This window comes from Thioclava marina, assembly GCF_002020135.1.
Classification (GTDB): Bacteria; Pseudomonadota; Alphaproteobacteria; order Rhodobacterales; family Rhodobacteraceae; genus Thioclava; species Thioclava marina.
This window is the reverse complement of record NZ_MPZS01000002.1, coordinates 162,837-179,166: the sequence shown is the minus strand read 5'-3', so window position 1 is coordinate 179,166 and position 16,330 is coordinate 162,837. Positions and strand designations below refer to the sequence as shown.

Genomic DNA, 16,330 nt, shown 5'->3' with positions numbered 1-16,330 from the left:
TTTCGAGGGATCCATGAGCAACAACGACATCAAGAGCTTAAGCAGTTTCGTCTGGTCAATTGCAGAACTTCTTCGCGGCGACTTCAAGCAATCCGAATATGGAAAGGTGGTGCTGCCCTTCGTGGTTCTGCGCCGTCTGGACTGCATTCTAGAGGCGAGCAAGCCTGATGTGCTCGCCATGGCCGAGAGCCTCCCTGCGGACATGGACGATGACGCGCGCGACACGCTTCTCTCCGGAGCGGTCGGCCAGAACATCCGGCTCTACAACCTGTCCCGCTTCACCTTCGCCTCGCTCAAGGGGCAGGACGCGAAGGACATCCACAAGAACCTGATCGATTACATCACCAAGTTCTCGGGCAATGTCCGGGACATCTTCCTCGACAAGTTCCTGTTCACCGATCAGCTCAAGCGTCTCAACGATGCGGGGCTGCTCTACCAGGTCTTCGATCGCTTCACGCAGATCGACCTGCATCCGGACGCCATCTCCAACATCGAGATGGGCTATCTCTTCGAAGACCTGATCCGTCGCTTCTCGGAGATCTCCAACGAAACCGCCGGTGAGCACTACACCCCGCGCGAGGTGATCCGCCTAATCGTCTCGCTTCTCCTGGTCAACGACAAAGAAGCCCTGACCGGCAGTGGCGTCATCCGGCAGGTCTATGATCCAGCGGCCGGCACCGGCGGGATGCTCTCGATCGCCGAAATGGAGATGAAGGATCTCAATGACCGCATCCGGGTCGAGCTGTTCGGCCAGGAGCTGAACCCGGAATCCTTCGCGATCTGTAAGTCCGACATGCTGGTGACCGGGCACAATCCCGAGAACATCGCTTTCGGCAACACGCTGACCCAGGACGCGCACCAGGGCAAACGCTTCCACTACATGCTCTCCAATCCGCCCTATGGGGTCGACTGGAAGAAATACGCAGACCCGATCAAGGACGAGGCGGCAGATCTCGGTATGGAAGGTCGCTTCGGCGCGGGCCTGCCCCGGATCTCGGACGGGCAGCTCCTGTTCCTTCAGCACATGATTTCCAAGATGCGCAATGACGAGCAGGGCTCGCGCATCGGGATCGTCATGAACGGTTCGCCCCTCTTTACCGGCGGGGCTGGCTCAGGTGAGAGCGAGATCCGGCGCTGGATGCTGGAAAACGACTGGGTCGAGGCGATCATCGCGCTGCCGACCGACCTCTTCTACAACACCGGGATCCAGACCTATGTCTGGCTGCTCACCAACCGCAAGGACAAGGACCGGCGCGGCAAGGTGCAGTTGATCGATGCGAGCGGCGAGCGGTTTTGGAAATCGATGCGCAAGTCGCTCGGCTCGAAACGGCGCGAGATCCCGCAGGAAGCCACCGAAGAGATCGCGCGGATCTACCACGACATGCTCAACGGCAATTCGGACTGGGCTGACGTGTCGAAGATCTTCGAGACCACCGATTTCGGCTATCGCGAAATCCGGGTCGAGCGGCCGCTCAAACTGGCCTTTTCGGTCACGCCGGAGGGGCTGGAGGCGCTGCGCGAGGCCAAGCCCTTCGCCAAGCTCGACGAGGATGAGCAGGCGCGGGTTCTGGAGGCGCTGGAGGGGCTTCCGGTCGGTGAGCGCTGGCTGTCCCGCAATAAGTTCGAGAAGGCGCTCAGCGGCGCTCTGAGGGCCGCTGGCGTGAAATTGGGCGCGCCGGTGAAGAAGGCGGTTTTGTCGGCGCTGTCCGAGCGTGACGAGGATGCCGAGGTCTGCACAGACAAGAACGGCAACCCCGAACCCGATACCGATCTGCGCGATCACGAACTCGTCCCGCTGAACGAGGACTGGCGCGCCTATGTGCAGCGCGAGGTTCTACCCTTTGTGCCGGATGCCTGGGTGGACGAGAGCTACACCGACGCGCAGGATGGCGGCGTCGGGCGCGTAGGGTATGAGATTAACTTCAATCGCTACTTCTACAAATACGTGCCGCCCCGCCCGCTCGAGGAAATCGACGCCGAGCTGAAGGCTCTGGAAGCAGAGATAGCAGGTCTGTTGCAGGAGGTGATTGAGTGATCACACTCCAAGAACGCGTTCACGCAGCACCCAAACCGGATGACTGGCAGTTGGACAAATTGCATCAGGTGTTCCGCGTTCGTCGCGGGCACAAGAATGCCGGGATGAAGGAAGACAACCTGCTGTCGCTCAGTTACGGGCGTATCATTCAGAAGGATATCGATACCGCTGACGGTCTCCTGCCTGAGAACTTCGAGGGGTATCAGATCGTCGAACCGGGCAATATCGTCCTGCGCCTGACTGATCTGCAAAACGACAAACGCAGTCTGCGGCAGGGTCTCGTGACACAACGAGGCATTATTACCTCGGCATATGACGCGGTTGAAGTTCAGCGCGACAACGATCCGCGCTTCTGGTTCTACTCGCTGCTCGCGCTTGATCTAGCAAAACATTACTACTCTCTTGGTGGCGGCGTTCGTCAGTCTGTGAAGTTTGCCGATTTCCCGAACGACTGGGTGTATCGCCCCGACCTTGCGACCCAACGCCAGATCGCCGACTTTCTAGACCATGAGACCGCAAGAATAGACCTGCTGATCGCGAAAAAGCAGCGCTTGGTGGCGTTGCTGGGGGAGAAACTCCAGTCCAAACTAGAGAAGTCAGTCTACATCGACGAAACGAAGGCAGTGCCGTTCCGCCGTGCATTGATCAATATCGAACAAGGGTGGAGTCCTGACTGCGAAACTCGCCCGAAAGAAGGCGATGAATGGGGAGTTCTCAAAGTAGGTTGCGTAAACGGTTGGTCATTCACTGCAGCCGAACATAAGACGCTCCCAAAAGACATGCCCCCCCGTCCTGAACTAGAAGTCGGTGATGGCGATCTCCTTATGTCGAGAGCAAACACTCCCGAATTAGTTGGCAGCGCGGCAATCGTCAAAAATGCCGAAAGTCGCTTGATGCTTTGCGACAAACTATATCGCCTGAGACTTGATGAAAGGTTGCTTTCACCTTCGTTTGCGCTGCTGGCACTAAGAAGCAAGAAAGCGCGACTTCATTATTCTTCGCGCGCCAACGGCGCAAGTTCATCCATGCAAAATATAAGTCAAGAAACGGTTCGCACCCTGCCTGTGCCCCTTCCATCACTGGAAAAGCAGGCGAAGGTCGTGGCAGAAATCGAATTGGAAAAGGTTCACGTTTCAGAAACGACCAACGCAGTCAACGCCTCCGTCGACCGTCTCAAAGAATACCGATCCGCCCTGATCACCGCTGCTGTCACGGGTCAGATCGACGTTCAGGCCTACGCCAAATCCGGCATCCCCGACCGCCAGCTCGAAGCCATTCAAGAGGAGATGCAAGCGTAATGGCACGAAAACTGACGACCAACCAGGAGATTGATGCCTTCATCGCTAAGGTTATCGGAGAGGCACGCCATCACGGCGGAAATGTCGAACACGTCATACAACCGCTCTCCGACGAGGTGCGGCAACGCCTGAATCTCAAATTCGACAAGGTCGAGGTCTACGAGCGAAACGGCAATCTTGCCCGGACGTGTTGGGTCACGCTTCAAGGATCGCGCTACGTCTTTACCTATAACTACAAGACCCAACAGATCGATCTGCGCTCCCACAGCATTCAAGGCGCATGGCGTTTCTCGTTCGACAACTCGACGCCGCTTCCTGACATTCAACGCGAGGTGGGGAACCTGTGACCGACACCCACACCACCGCCAACATCCACCAAGAGAAAGTCTTCGAGGCGCATATCGTCTCCTGCCTGACCTCCGAACAGGGGTATATCGAACGCAACTGCGCGTCCCATTATGATGTCGCCCATGCGCTTGATCCTTCGTTGCTGTTCCACTTCCTCAAGGCGACGCAACCCGACGCCTGGAAAGTGCTGGAGGATCACTACAGCGCGCAGGCCGAGGCAGAGGTTCTCAAGCGTCTCGACAAGGCGCTGAAGGAGCACCCGACCCATGTCGTGCTGCGCGAGGGCATCAAGCTGGTGCCGAACATCCGCTTCGCGCTGTGCTTCTTCAAGCCCGCCTCGAACCTGAACCCGGATCTGACGCGGCTCTTCGAGGCGAATATCCTCTCGGTGATGCGCCAGGTGACCTATTCGGCGAAGAACAAGAACGCCCTTGATCTGGTGACCTTCGTCAACGGCATCCCGGTCACGACGCTCGAAGTGAAGAACCTGCTGACCCGTCAAAACGTCAAACATGCCGAGAGACAATATCGCCAGGATCGGTCGCCTGCGGGTGAGCCGCTGCTGACCTTCAAGCGCGGTGCCATCGTTCATTTCGCGGTGGATCAGGACAATGTGTCGATGACGACGCGGCTGATGAACGGCAAGACACGGTTCCTGCCCTTCAATCGCGGGCGCAATGGCGGTGCCGGTAACCCTGACGTGCCGGGCGAGAACCGCGTCGCCTATCTCTACAAGGATCTGCCCGACGGTAAGGCCGTCTTCTCGCGCGAGGTGCTTCTCGATCTGATCGGCCGTTTCATCCACCTCGAACGGGGTGATGGCAAAGAGGTGCTGATCTTCCCGCGCTTCCAGCAGCTCGATGCGGTGCGCAAGGTGCTCTCAGACGCGAAGGCTCAAGGCCCAGGGAAGAACTACCTGATCCAGCACAGTGCAGGGTCGGGCAAGTCGAACACGATCGCCTGGACCGCGCATCAGATCATCAACCTGCATGACGGGAACGACCAGCCGCTCTTCGACACAGCGATCATCGTGACGGATCGCCTGGTGCTCGACCGTCAGTTGCAGAACACCATTGGCGGGTTCGCGCAGACTGAAGGCGTGGTGAAGAAGATCGACGGCACGTCCCGCGATCTGAAAGACGCGATCATCAAGGGCGCACGGATCATCATCACGACAATCCAGAAGTTCGGCACCGAGCATCTGGCGACGATTTCGGGACAGGCCGGCAAGAACTTCGCGGTGATCATCGACGAGGCGCACTCATCGCAATCCGGGAAAGCGGCACAAGCGATGACCGACGCGCTCACCCGCGATGACACCAGCCCCGAGGATATTGAGGACCTCGTTCTGGCATTCCAGAAAGCGCGCGGCCCGCAGAAGAACATCTCGTTCCTTGCCTTCACCGCGACCCCGCGCAACGTCACCTTGGAGCGCTTCGGCCGCATCGGATCTGACGGCAAGCCACATCCGTTCCACCTCTACTCAATGCGGCAGGCGATCGAGGAGGGGTTCATTCTGGACGTGCTCCAGAACTACATGACCTACAAGGCCTATTATCAGCTCGAGAAGACGATCGAGGACGATCCGGCCTTCAAGGGCCGCAAGGCGCAAGCGCGCGTCGCCCGCTATGCCTCGTTGCACCCGACCGCGATTGACCAGAAGGTCGAGGTCATCGTCGAGCATTTCCGCCGCCACGTCGCGCGGGAGCTTGAAGGTAAAGCGAAAGCGATGATCGTCACGCAGAGCCGCGAGCACGCGCTGCGCTATTGGCAGCGTCTGAACGACTATATAGCAAGCAAGGGCTATACCGATCTCAAGGCGCTCGTCGCGTTCTCCGGCGATCTGACGGTCGATGGGAATGAGTGGACCGAAGCGACTGCGAACGGCTTCGCCGAAACCGAGTTGCCGAAGAAGTTCGACACGGATGCCTACCAGGTCCTCGTGGTCGCCGAGAAATATCAGACTGGTTTCGACCAGCCGAAACTGGTCGCGATGTATGTCGACAAGAAGCTGGCGGGCCTTCAGGCCGTGCAGACCCTCGCGCGTTTGAACCGGACCTATCCCGGCAAGGACCGCACCTTCGTGCTCGATTTCCAGAACACGATGGAGGACATCAAGGAAGCCTTCGCTCCCTTCTTCGAAGCGACGGCCCTCGAAGAACGAACGGATCTCAATCAGGTCTACGATCTCGAACAGCGGATCTCCAATTCGACCTACATCAACAAGGAAGAGATCGAGCGTTTTGCCGATCAGTTCTTCAAGGGTGACCTGACCGAACAGGATCGTCTTGTTCTGGAGGGGACCGTGCGGCTCGCTGTCGAACGCTTTTTGCTCGACGAGGATGAGGCGCAGAAAGAGGAATTCCGGCAGCTCTTGAGGAGCTTTCAGCGCTTCTACGCCTTCGTCGCTCAGGTCGTGAACCTCAACGATGCCTGGCTAGAAAAGCTCTACGCCTACGGCTCCTGGCTCTCGCGCCTGCTCCCGTCGCGCAACGTGCCAGCCGATATCACGGTATCGGACGACATGCTCAACCTGGCAGCCTTCAAGCTTCAGAAAGACGAGGAGGGAAGCGCGTCCCTGACTGCGGGCGACACCACGACCCTGCAGCCGATCTCCGAGTTTGGTGCCAATCCTTACACGGAAGAAGAAGAGCGCTCTCTCTCGGAGATCATCGACGCGTTCAACGATCGACACGGGACCAAGTTCTCGCGGGAGGACTTTCTGCGCTTCGAACGTGTCACCCGCGACGTCATGGATGACGACATGACCGAGATGATGCGCAACAACCCAGCGGACGTAGTATACAACGCGTTTTCTCAAGCGTTCTTTCAGCAGATGGTGAAGATGTTCCAACAGGATAACGAGATGCGGAATATCGTCATGACCGACAAGGACGCGCGCGAGCAGGCGACACGTCACTTCTTCAAGCGGGCGCAGAGGCAAGCGCGAAACGGTTGACCTTGTCCAAACACTTTCTCCAATGCTCCGATCTGGGGAGAAATCTGCTGCACAATTTGCTGCACATTTTGCTGCACGCAATGCTGCGGGGCTTTCCTAAGTTGTTGTTTTTATTGCCGCATGCGTGACCCAATTTCCCGGTTGACCGGACACCTCCTCCGCCAACGGTTTCGCCGGGTTTGGTCGGTCAGCCCCGCCCCGAGGCCCCCCCCACCACAAGTGCACGAGAAGCTGTCGTTTCAGGGTCCGGGAAATCGATCCGTGCGGATTTCATGTCGCAGATTTGCGTATGCTGTGGTGGGGCGTCTCGTGACAGGTCGGCAAAAGATCAAGGGAATTGGAGTCGTGGACGTCTGGAACGCGCATCGCGAGGAAACGATCGGCGGGAGTTCGGTTGTGGTAAGAGCCTGTTTCGACGGGAGGGCAAGCCCGTACCGATTGCGGTGCGGAGCACCCACGCGAAGTAATCTTTGCCGATGCCCGCACCGCGATGCTTCCCCTTCCTGATCGGATGCCTGCGGGAGTTGAGGGTTCCCGCGCGGTTCTGTCGCGCCGCGCGGGAGAGGTGCTTTACTACTTGCGATCGAGGATCGCAGAGAGCACGCGCCGCAGGTCAGCCTGAAGCGCATCGGTCAGGCGATTGGCGCGCCAGACGACACGGTGGTCCGGGCGCACCAACAAGCAGCCGCTATCGGAAATCTCGCGCAGCCGCGCCCAATCCCCGGCATGATCGGCATGGGGCTGGCGTGGCCCGATGAGATGCGCTTCAATCGCGATCCCGAGCTCTTGAGCCAGCGCATGTGTCGCCTCGATCCAGGCCTTTCCGTCGAGCCCCGTCAGCACTGTGAAACGCCCGTGCCCGCAGAGATCAAGCGTGGAGACCCGTTGCCCGCCCGTGCGATAAAGCCATGCATGCGGCAGGGGCGCGCCGGGCCATGCGGTTGGCTGATAATGCAGCTCTGCATCGAGCTCAAAGCTCGGCTCGATCTGACCGTCGGTGACGATCGCCGCTGAGCGGTGGCGCTGGTTCATCTCGACCCCGTGCGCATCGAACTCGTATTTCTTGAATGCGATCGCCTTGCGGATGGCCTCGCGCTGTTTCTCGGCCGCCGGAGTCGTATTGCAGCGCGCTTCGAGATTCTTCTGCATCTGGACGGGATCGACGCCGCCATCCATCCCGAGCGCATCGAAGATCGGGCCGGTTTCGCCGATCGACTGGTTCGCGCGGGTTACGATCTGCTTGGCGACGGGCGCGCGCTCGGCGTCACAGCTTTCGAGAAGTTTTTCGCCCGCCTGGCCCTTCAGGACCATCGCAAGTTTCCAGGCGAGGTTGAAGGAGTCCTGAATGGAGGTGTTCGAGCCGAGGCCGTTTGACGGGGGTGGCGGTGAATCGCGTCGCCCATGCAGAAGACGCGGCCGTTTGAAACCTCTGTTGCATAGTAGTTGTTCACCGTCCAGGTGTTGGCGCTGAGCAGTTCGATCTCCAGCTCCGGGTCGCCGATCGACTGGTTCGCAACTCCTGTCGCGAATTCCTCGGTGACATCAGGTTCGGGTTCGTTGACGTCGTAGCCCCACACGACCAGCCATTCGTTCCACGGGCGCACCATCCGGATCAGCCCCATGCCAATTCCGCCGATATCGGTGCCGGGATGCATGGTTTCGTGAAAGGAGGTCGACTGAAATATCGTTTTCTCTCTGATGATTGCGGCGATTGTCGAGCATCTTGCGTGGGTGCAGCGCTGGGGGCGCATCGGGGCCTCACATGTCGGCCGGCGGGACCCGGGGCCGTCCGATACTGTCAGCACCCTCCCGGATCTGCCCGGAATTGGACGCTGCGTCATCCGCCTCCGCTATCTAGAGTGCCTACAGGGGAAATACGTGGGTGGATGACGATAGATCGTCCCCGGCGTTAAGTGTGGGGACGAAATGTCGAGCAGCGCGAAACGCGATTCCGCTGGCATCCGCCGGGAGCGGAAAGCCGCCATCATGGTCTTTGTGCTAGGCACCACGGTGGGCTTCGGCCCCGCCCTGGCCGATAGCGTGCTCGAGGTGACGGGGGCGACGGGCCAGCCCGGCACGGCGAGTTCGCCCGGCTCTGCAGGCGCCGATCTGGCGCCGGGGGCGTTTAGCTTCGATCTACCCGCAAGCGTCAGTGATTTCGGGTATCTCTTCATCGGCGGGAGCGGCGGGAATGGTTTCGCCGGGGCCGATGGGGCGAATGGCGGCAATGGCGCTCCGGTCTTCTCCTCGGGAACGGATGGGCGTGCCGGATCTCAAGGCGCAGCGGGTGTCGCGGCCACCGATGCGGGCCCTGCGGGGGCGGCCTCAGGGATCACGCTCGATCTCAATGCGGATCTGACGACCGGGATGAGCGGCGCCATGGTCGCCGGCGGCACGGGCGGGCTCGGGGCGAAAGGTGGGAATGGCGGCGCTGGGGGGAGCGGCAGCTATGGCGCGGATCAGGCGACGCCCGAACAATCGGGCGGGCTTGGTGGCCGCGGCGCAAATGGCGGTGTGGCTGGCGAGGGCTCGCGCGGGGCGACAGGCGGCGTGGCCAGCGCCAACAGCCTGAGCAATTTCGCGGCGCTGGATGCGGGCGCGGACGGGCTCTCGATCATGGGCGGAGCGGGGGGCGCGGGCGGTGCGGGTGGTCTGGGCGGCGCGGGCGGGTATGGCGGGCAACCCGGCCTGCCCGGACATCCAGGCGTCGCCGGGATCAACTATCTCTACAAGGCCCAGAATGGCGACGAGGTTTATTACGACGGGCTCGGCGCCAGCGCAGGGAGCGGCGGGGCCGGGCGCGGTGGTGGCTTGGGCGGCATCGGCGGCGACGTCACGGACAACACCGTCTACAACAGCGGAACGATCGCAGCCGGAGCCACCGCCATGCGGCTGAGCGCCGGTGAAGGCGGCGCGGGCGGAGATGGCGGGCGCGGCGGTGATGGTGGCGTTGGCGGCGACGGGGTGAACGTGCCCTTCTCGGCCGGAAATGGCGCCGCTGGCCCTGCAGGACCAGGGCTTGTCTACCCGGGCACGAACGATTGTTATGGCGACACTGCCTGCGGCGCGCCGGGGGGCGATGGCGGGCATGGCGGCGACGCGAGACTGCGTGGGGCGAGGAGCGGCTATTTCGGAGATAGTTACGGCACCGGCGGCGCGGGCGCGGCTGGGGGCAGTGGCGCGCGCGGCGCGGATGGGGGCGCGCTTGCGCGTAACACGGTGACCAATGACGGCGCGCTGAGCGCCTCAGGCGACGGGATCGCGCTCGCGAGCGGCGATGGCGGTGCGGGCGGCGCAGGCGGCGATGGCGGGAATGGCGGCAGCGGCGGCGACGGCGCCGACGGGGTGAAAGGGGGCGATGGCGGCCGGGGTGGCAATGGCTCTGGCGGGGACGATGGCATCATCGATTCGAGCCTGCATGCCTATCCGGGCGGCAACGGGGGCAATGGCGGCGATGGCGGCTTCGCGGGCCGTTCCTCATCTGGAGCGAATGGCGGACGCGGTGGCAATGGCGGACGCGGCGGCGATGGCGGGCGCGGTGGTGATGCGGGGGACCTGCAGGACAACACCATCACCAATCGCGGCACGATCGACGCAGGCGGTATCGGCATTTCTCTGGCTGGTGGTCAGGGTGGCGCTGGCGGCGCGGCAGGGGTTGGCGGTGTCGGCGGCGCGGGCGGCCTGGGCGGCGCAGCGGCGCCCGCGGCGCTGGCAGGGCCCGGCGGTTCGGGCGGTTCGGGCGGCGATGGGGCTTGCCTTGAGATCGGGGTGCCCCCGCTCGCGGTGACGCTGGTTTGCGCGGATGATGGGTATGATGGGATGGCCGGTTTTGCCGGGCGCCCGGGTGCGGCCACGAGCGCAGGCGCGACAGGGGCTACGGGCGCCACCGGGCAAAGCGGTTTCCTGGGCGATGGCGGCAGCGGCGGCAGCGTTGTCGGCAACACGATCACCAATGACGGCACGATCACCTCGGGCGGGGACGGGATCGCCCTGATCGGCGGTGACGGCGGTGCGAGCGGCAGCCGGATCGGCGATGGTGGCGCGGTCAGCGGCAACACCGTCGCCAATACCGGCGAAATCACGGCGGGCGGCTTCGGCATCCGCTTTCAGGGCGGCGCGGGCACGATCGCAGGCGAGGTGTCCGATAACAGCGTGACGAATGATGCGACCGGCGCGATCACGGGCACCACGGGCGTCTACTTCGGGGCGGGCACGAATAACAGCCTCGACACGACGGGGATCTTGCGCGGCATCGGCGGCACGGCGCTGGCTTTCACCTCGGGCAACAACATCGCGACCTTCGAGCACGGCTCGCAAACCTTCGGCGCGTTGCAAGGCGGCACCGGCGACGATCGCTTCGTGCTGAACAACAACGCGCTGATCACCGGCGATATCGCGGGAAATGGCGGCGCTGACACGCTCGAACTGAGCTTCCGCCGCGTTCTGCCCTCGGAATACACGATGCTGCAGGCGCTGCAGACCGACACGGACAGCTTCACCTTCCGTTTCGAGGATTACGCCTATTCCAGCATCGAGCAGATCGATATGGGCACGCTGCAACTGTCCGATTTCGGCCAGCGCGCCACCTATGCCAACCAGATCGCGGTAGGGCTCGCGCTCGACAATCTGGCGTTCATGACGCGCGACCTCGACACCGCCACCTATGGCATCGACGAACTTTCGCCCGATCTCGACTTGGCGCTGCGCCAGCTCACGCCCGAGCTCTATGATATCCCGCGCGCCACCACGCTCTCCGCGCTCTGGGCGCATCGCGGTGTGGCTTTCGACCGGCTGGATACGGCGCGTGATCAAAAGGGCAGCGCGTTCTGGGTACATCTGAGCGGTCGCCACGCCGTCACCCATCGCTCGAGCGACGTGCTTCTGAACAACACGACGGGGTCGTTCACCCGGACGATCGGGGCCGATCTCCTGGCCGGGGACGGTTACCGGATCGGCATGGCACTGGGCGACGATCATGACGCGTCCTCCGCGCGGGGCTACGGCGCGCCGGATTCCTCGCTCGATAGTGCGCGGCGTTTCGCGATGATCTACGGCGCGACGGATCTGGACACGGGCCTGCGCCTGACCGGCAATATCGAATTCGGCCGTGGCAGTTCCAAGGCCAAGCGCCGGATCGAGATCGCGGGCGCGGGCCGCACCGCCGATGCACGTTTCGACGATCACTACACGGGGGTGAACCTGCGCTTGCTGTGGCCCGAAACAGGATCGGCGGACAGCGGATTGCAATGGGATACCGGGCTGAGCTTTGCTCAGATCTGGCGCGATGCCTTCGAGGAGACCGGCGCGGATGATCTGTCGCTGGCCGTGGCCAAAAGGGTTTCGAATTCGCTCCAGATCTCGGCCGGGCTGATCAAGACCCGGATCCGCCAGCTTGGGAATGGCGGGACCCTGAACGTCAAACTGCGCGGCGGGCTACGGGCCGAACTGCTCAAGCAGGCCCCCATCAAGGCCGCGTTCCTGGCCGTGCCGGGTAGCGATTTCGAGACCGATGGGAACTATGCCGCCGTGCTCGCGAGCGTCGACATTTCCGTGAACCGGATCGATCTCGACGGTCGGCGCACGCTCTATTTCGGCGCGCATGGCGATTTCCAGCCCGATACCGGTTCGGCCAGCATCGACATCGCGGCTGGGCTTCGATTGCGCTTCTGAGCCCCTCGGGGGTAGGCTGATGAATTACGCCCGTGGCAGACTGGTTTCTTGCGGGCCGGTACCCAATGGCGGAGTGGCCCCGTGTGGCGCTGAATGCCAAGCGATGCCTTCAGTTTCGGACCGGCCATCCCCCTGCAAGCCGGTCAAACGCGACAAGCTCCGATACGAGTGCTGCAGCCGGACCCGGATCATGTTCGGCCAGCTGAATAGGGCTGGTGGAAAGCGGCGCCCCTTGGAGACATCGGCACGACGGTTTTGCGCGCCACCGTCACCTCGTCGCCACCGCGATAGTCCAGCGATGACAGCCGAGCTCGAGATCTCTAGTCATCTGGGAAGCATGAAATTCCCAGAGCCACCCAACGTAAGGAGGATCGCCAGGTCCCCCCTGTAGGCTTTCCCGCTCGCTTTCCCTTTGTCGGAGATGAAAACGCGCGCCGGGCAGGGCCGGGCGCGCGTCTCATGTCAGATGCGATCGGCTCTTATTCCAACTCGATCAGCAGGTCCTTCGCGTCGATCTGGGCACCGGCGGTGACGTGGACCGCTTTCACCACGGCCTCGCGATCGGCATGGATGCCGGTTTCCATCTTCATCGCTTCGATGGTCAGGAGCATGTCGCCCGGCTTGACCTTCTGCCCCACCGAGACCGAGATCGAGGCGACCGAGCCGGGCATCGGCGCGCCGATATGGTTCGGGTTGCCCGCTTCGGCCTTGGGTTTGGCGGCAGTCGTGGCCTTCACGGCGCGGTTGGGCACACGCACGGCGCGCGGCTGGCCGTTGAGCTCGAAATAGACCTTCACCTCGCCCTGATCGTCGGTCTCGCCGAAGGTCAGATAGCGGATTTCCAGAGTCTTGCCGGGGTCGATCTCGGCGGAGATCTCGTCCTGCGGTTCCATCCCGTAGAAGAAGACCGGGGTCGGCAGCGTACGCACGGGGCCGTAGGTCTCGTGGCGCGTGGCGTAATCGGTGTAGACCTTGGGATACATCAGGTACCCCGCGAGATCCTCGTCGTCGATCTCCATTCCGAGCTGTTCGGCGAGATCCTTGCGCGTCTTCTCCAGATCGACCGGAAGAAGGTGCTTGCCCGGTCGCTCGGTCGAGGGTGTCTCGCCCTTGAGAACCTTCGCCACGATCCCCTCGGGCCAGCCGCCGGGCGGTTGGCCGAGATTGCCGCGCATCATGTCGATCACCGAATCCGGGAAGGAGACATCCTTGGCCGGGTCGAGAACATCTTCCTTCGAAAGCCCCTGCGCGACCATCATCAGCGCCATGTCGCCCACGACCTTGGAGGACGGCGTCACCTTCACGATATCGCCGAAGATCTGGTTGGCATCGGCATAGGCCTGCGCCACCTCGTGCCAGCGCTCTTCAAGCCCCAGCGAGCGCGCCTGCGCCTTGAGGTTGGTGAACTGGCCGCCTGGCATCTCGTGCAGATAGACCTCGGAGGCCGGGGCCTCGAGACCGGATTCGAAGGCCGCATATTGATGACGCACGGCCTCCCAGTAGTTCGACATCCTGCGGATCGCGCCGATATCGAGGCCGGTATCGCGCTCGGTATGGGCCAGCGCCTCGACGATCGAGCCGAGACAGGGCTGCGAGGTGCCGCCCGAGAAGGCATCCATCGCCGCATCGACCGCATCGACGCCCGCATCGGCGGCGGCGAGGATCGTCGCGCCCGCGATGCCCGAGGTGTCGTGGGTGTGGAAGTGGATCGGGATGCCCACCTCCTCCTTGAGCGCCGCGATCAGCTGGCGGGCCGCGGCGGGTTTGAGCAGCCCCGCCATGTCCTTGAGGCCAAGCACATGCGCGCCCGCGGCCTCCAGTTCCTTCGCCATGCCGATATAGTATTTCAGGTCATATTTGGCGCGGTCGGGATCGAGGATATCGCCGGTGTAGCAGATCGTGCCTTCGCAGATCTTCCCGCTCTCGATCACCGCATCCATCGCGACGCGCATGTTCTCGACCCAGTTGAGCGAGTCGAAGACGCGGAACACGTCGACGCCGGTTTCGGCGGCCTGCTTGACGAAGAACTGCACCACGTTATCGGGATAGTTCGTATAACCCACGCCGTTGCTGGCACGCAGCAGCATCTGGGTCAGGATATTGGGCATCGCTTCGCGAATGTCGCGCAGACGCTGCCACGGGCATTCCTGCAAGAAGCGATAGGCCACGTCGAAGGTGGCCCCGCCCCAGCATTCGACCGAGAAGAGATCACCCAGATTCGCGGCATAGGCAGGCGCGGCCTTGATCATGTCGATCGAGCGCATCCGCGTCGCCAGCAGCGACTGGTGGCCGTCACGCATCGTGGTGTCGGTCAGCAGCAGCTTTGTCTGCGCCTTCATCCAGTCGGCGACGGCTTTCGCGCCTTCCTTCTCCAGCAAGTCGCGGGTGCCGGGCTTCACCTCGCCGGTGATCGCAGGCACGCGCGGCGGTTTCGCCTCGGCATGAGGCTTGGCGCGGCCAGCGGTCTCGGGGTGACCGTTCACCGTGATATCCGCGATATAGGTCAGGATCTTCGTGCCCCGGTCACGGCGTTGCTTGAAGTCGAACAGCTCCGGCGTCGTGTCGATGAACTTCGTCGTGTAGCTCATGTCGAGGAAGGTCGGATGCTTGAGCAGGTTGATCACGAAGTCGATATTCGTGCTCACGCCGCGGATACGGAATTCGCGCAGCGCCCGGTCCATCCGACGGATCGCCTGATCGGGGTCCTGCGCCCAGGCGGTGACCTTCACCAGAAGCGAGTCGTAATAGCGGGTGATGACGCCGCCCGCATAGGCCGTGCCGCCATCGAGGCGGATGCCGTTGCCGGTGGCCGAGCGGTAAGCGGTCAGGCGGCCGTAATCGGGGATGAAGTTGTTCTGCGGGTCCTCGGTCGTGACGCGGCATTGCAGCGCGTGGCCCGACAGCGAGATTTCATCTTGCGATTTGGCGCGGGTGGCCTCGGCGAGGGTCGCGCCCTCGGCGATCTTGATCTGGGCCTGCACGATGTCGATGCCGGTGACTTCCTCGGTCACGGTATGCTCGACCTGAACGCGCGGATTGACCTCGATGAAGTAGAACTTGTCCGAGTCCATATCCATCAGGAACTCGACCGTGCCCGCGTTCTGATAGCCCACGGCCTGACCGATCCTGAGCGCCAGTTCGCAGACCTCGGCGCGTTGTTCCTCGCTCAGGTAAGGGGCGGGGGCGCGCTCGACGACCTTCTGGTTGCGGCGCTGCACGGTGCAGTCGCGTTCATAGAGGTGATAGAGCCCACCATGCGTGTCACCGAGAAGCTGCACTTCGACATGGCGCGCGCGGGTGATCATCTTTTCCAGATAGCCCTCGCCATTGCCGAAGGCGGCTTCGGCCTCGCGACGACCCTCGCGGACCTTCTCGATCAGCTCGTCAGGCCCAAGGATCGGACGCATGCCGCGCCCGCCGCCGCCCCAGCTGGCCTTGAGCATCAGCGGGTAGCCGATCTCGGCGGCCTCGGCCTTGATCGCGTCGAAATCCTCGCCCAGCACTTCCGTCGCGGGGATGACCGGCACGCCCGCCTTGATCGCGACCTTGCGCGCCGAGGCCTTGTCGCCAAGCGCGCGCATGGTTTCGGCCTTCGGGCCGATGAAGGTGATCCCGGCCTTCGCGCAAGCCTCGACGAAATCGGGATTTTCCGACAGCAGACCATAGCCCGGATGGATCGCGTCCGCGCCCGATTCCTTGGCGACGCGGATGATTTCCTCGATGCTCAGGTAAGCGCCGACCGGGCTCAGCCCCTCGCCGATGCGGTAGGCTTCATCGGCCTTGAATCGATGCAGGCCCAGTTTGTCCTCTTCGGCATAGACGGCGACGGTCTTCTTGCCCAGCTCATTGGCCGCGCGCATCACCCGGATGGCGATTTCGCCACGGTTTGCCACGAGGATCTTGTTGAACATGCGTATCTCCCTGGATGTCGGAATGGCGCAAAACCTAGCGTTGCTGCGGCGCGGCGCAAGGAAAATTTGCGAAATTGAGCAAATTAACTGACCAATATCCCAGAGTTTG

The 16,330-nt window shown here is 62.5% G+C and carries 7 protein-coding genes and 1 pseudogene; 5 read left to right on the top strand and 3 right to left on the bottom strand.

The window, feature by feature from the left end:
- The first annotated feature begins 13 nt into the window (after positions 1–13).
- From BMG00_RS11035 to BMG00_RS11020, 4 genes are read left to right on the top strand one after another with little or no spacing between them, the layout of a single operon-like run.
- Entirely contained in the window at positions 14–2,035 is a 2,022-nt protein-coding gene (locus tag BMG00_RS11035) for a type I restriction-modification system subunit M (protein ID WP_078574383.1), read from the top strand.
- Positions 2,032–3,333 carry a restriction endonuclease subunit S gene (locus BMG00_RS11030; RefSeq protein WP_078574382.1) on the top strand — a complete coding sequence of 434 codons (1,302 nt, stop codon included), beginning with the start codon at positions 2,032–2,034 and terminating at the stop codon, positions 3,331–3,333. The genes BMG00_RS11035 and BMG00_RS11030 overlap by 4 nt, the downstream gene beginning before the upstream one ends.
- The gene (locus BMG00_RS11025) at positions 3,333–3,680 is read left to right on the top strand and encodes a hypothetical protein (RefSeq protein ID WP_078574381.1); all 348 of its coding nucleotides are present in this window, start codon (positions 3,333–3,335) and stop codon (positions 3,678–3,680) included. Before BMG00_RS11030 ends, BMG00_RS11025 begins: the two co-directional genes overlap by 1 nt.
- The gene (locus tag BMG00_RS11020) at positions 3,677–6,640 is read left to right on the top strand and encodes a type I restriction endonuclease subunit R (protein ID WP_078574380.1); all 2,964 of its coding nucleotides are present in this window, start codon (positions 3,677–3,679) and stop codon (positions 6,638–6,640) included. The genes BMG00_RS11025 and BMG00_RS11020 overlap by 4 nt, the downstream gene beginning before the upstream one ends.
- Positions 6,641–7,213: 573 nt before the next feature.
- Here the strand turns inward: BMG00_RS11020 and BMG00_RS17915 are convergent.
- Complete coding sequence (locus BMG00_RS17915) at positions 7,214–7,672, bottom strand: aromatic-ring hydroxylase C-terminal domain-containing protein (RefSeq protein WP_342745860.1); 459 nt, start codon at positions 7,670–7,672, stop codon at positions 7,214–7,216.
- 249 nt (positions 7,673–7,921) lie between these two features.
- Positions 7,922–8,247, bottom strand: a pseudogene (locus tag BMG00_RS17910) (FAD-dependent monooxygenase); the annotation flags it as partial.
- A gap of 379 nt (positions 8,248–8,626) precedes the next feature.
- Here BMG00_RS17910 and BMG00_RS17880 point away from each other — a divergent pair.
- Positions 8,627–12,310 (top strand): autotransporter outer membrane beta-barrel domain-containing protein, encoded by a 3,684-nt coding sequence (locus tag BMG00_RS17880; protein WP_158521710.1) that lies wholly within the window; start codon positions 8,627–8,629, stop codon positions 12,308–12,310.
- Positions 12,311–12,789: 479 nt separating this feature from the next.
- On the opposite strand, the gene pyc is transcribed toward BMG00_RS17880, so the two are convergent.
- Entirely contained in the window at positions 12,790–16,227 is a 3,438-nt protein-coding gene (pyc, locus tag BMG00_RS11000) for a pyruvate carboxylase (protein ID WP_093470110.1), read from the bottom strand.
- Between the last annotated feature and the right edge of the window lie 103 nt (positions 16,228–16,330).

Excerpts from the sequence above, each read along its gene's own strand:
- BMG00_RS17915 (WP_342745860.1), bottom strand. The coding sequence starts at position 7,672 with ATGAACCAGCGCCACCGCTCAGCGGCGATCGTCACCGACGGTCAGATC.
- BMG00_RS17880 (WP_158521710.1), top strand. The coding sequence starts at position 8,627 with ATGGTCTTTGTGCTAGGCACCACGGTGGGCTTCGGCCCCGCCCTGGCC.
- BMG00_RS11025 (WP_078574381.1), top strand. The coding sequence starts at position 3,333 with ATGGCACGAAAACTGACGACCAACCAGGAGATTGATGCCTTCATCGCT.
- BMG00_RS11035 (WP_078574383.1), top strand. The coding sequence starts at position 14 with ATGAGCAACAACGACATCAAGAGCTTAAGCAGTTTCGTCTGGTCAATT.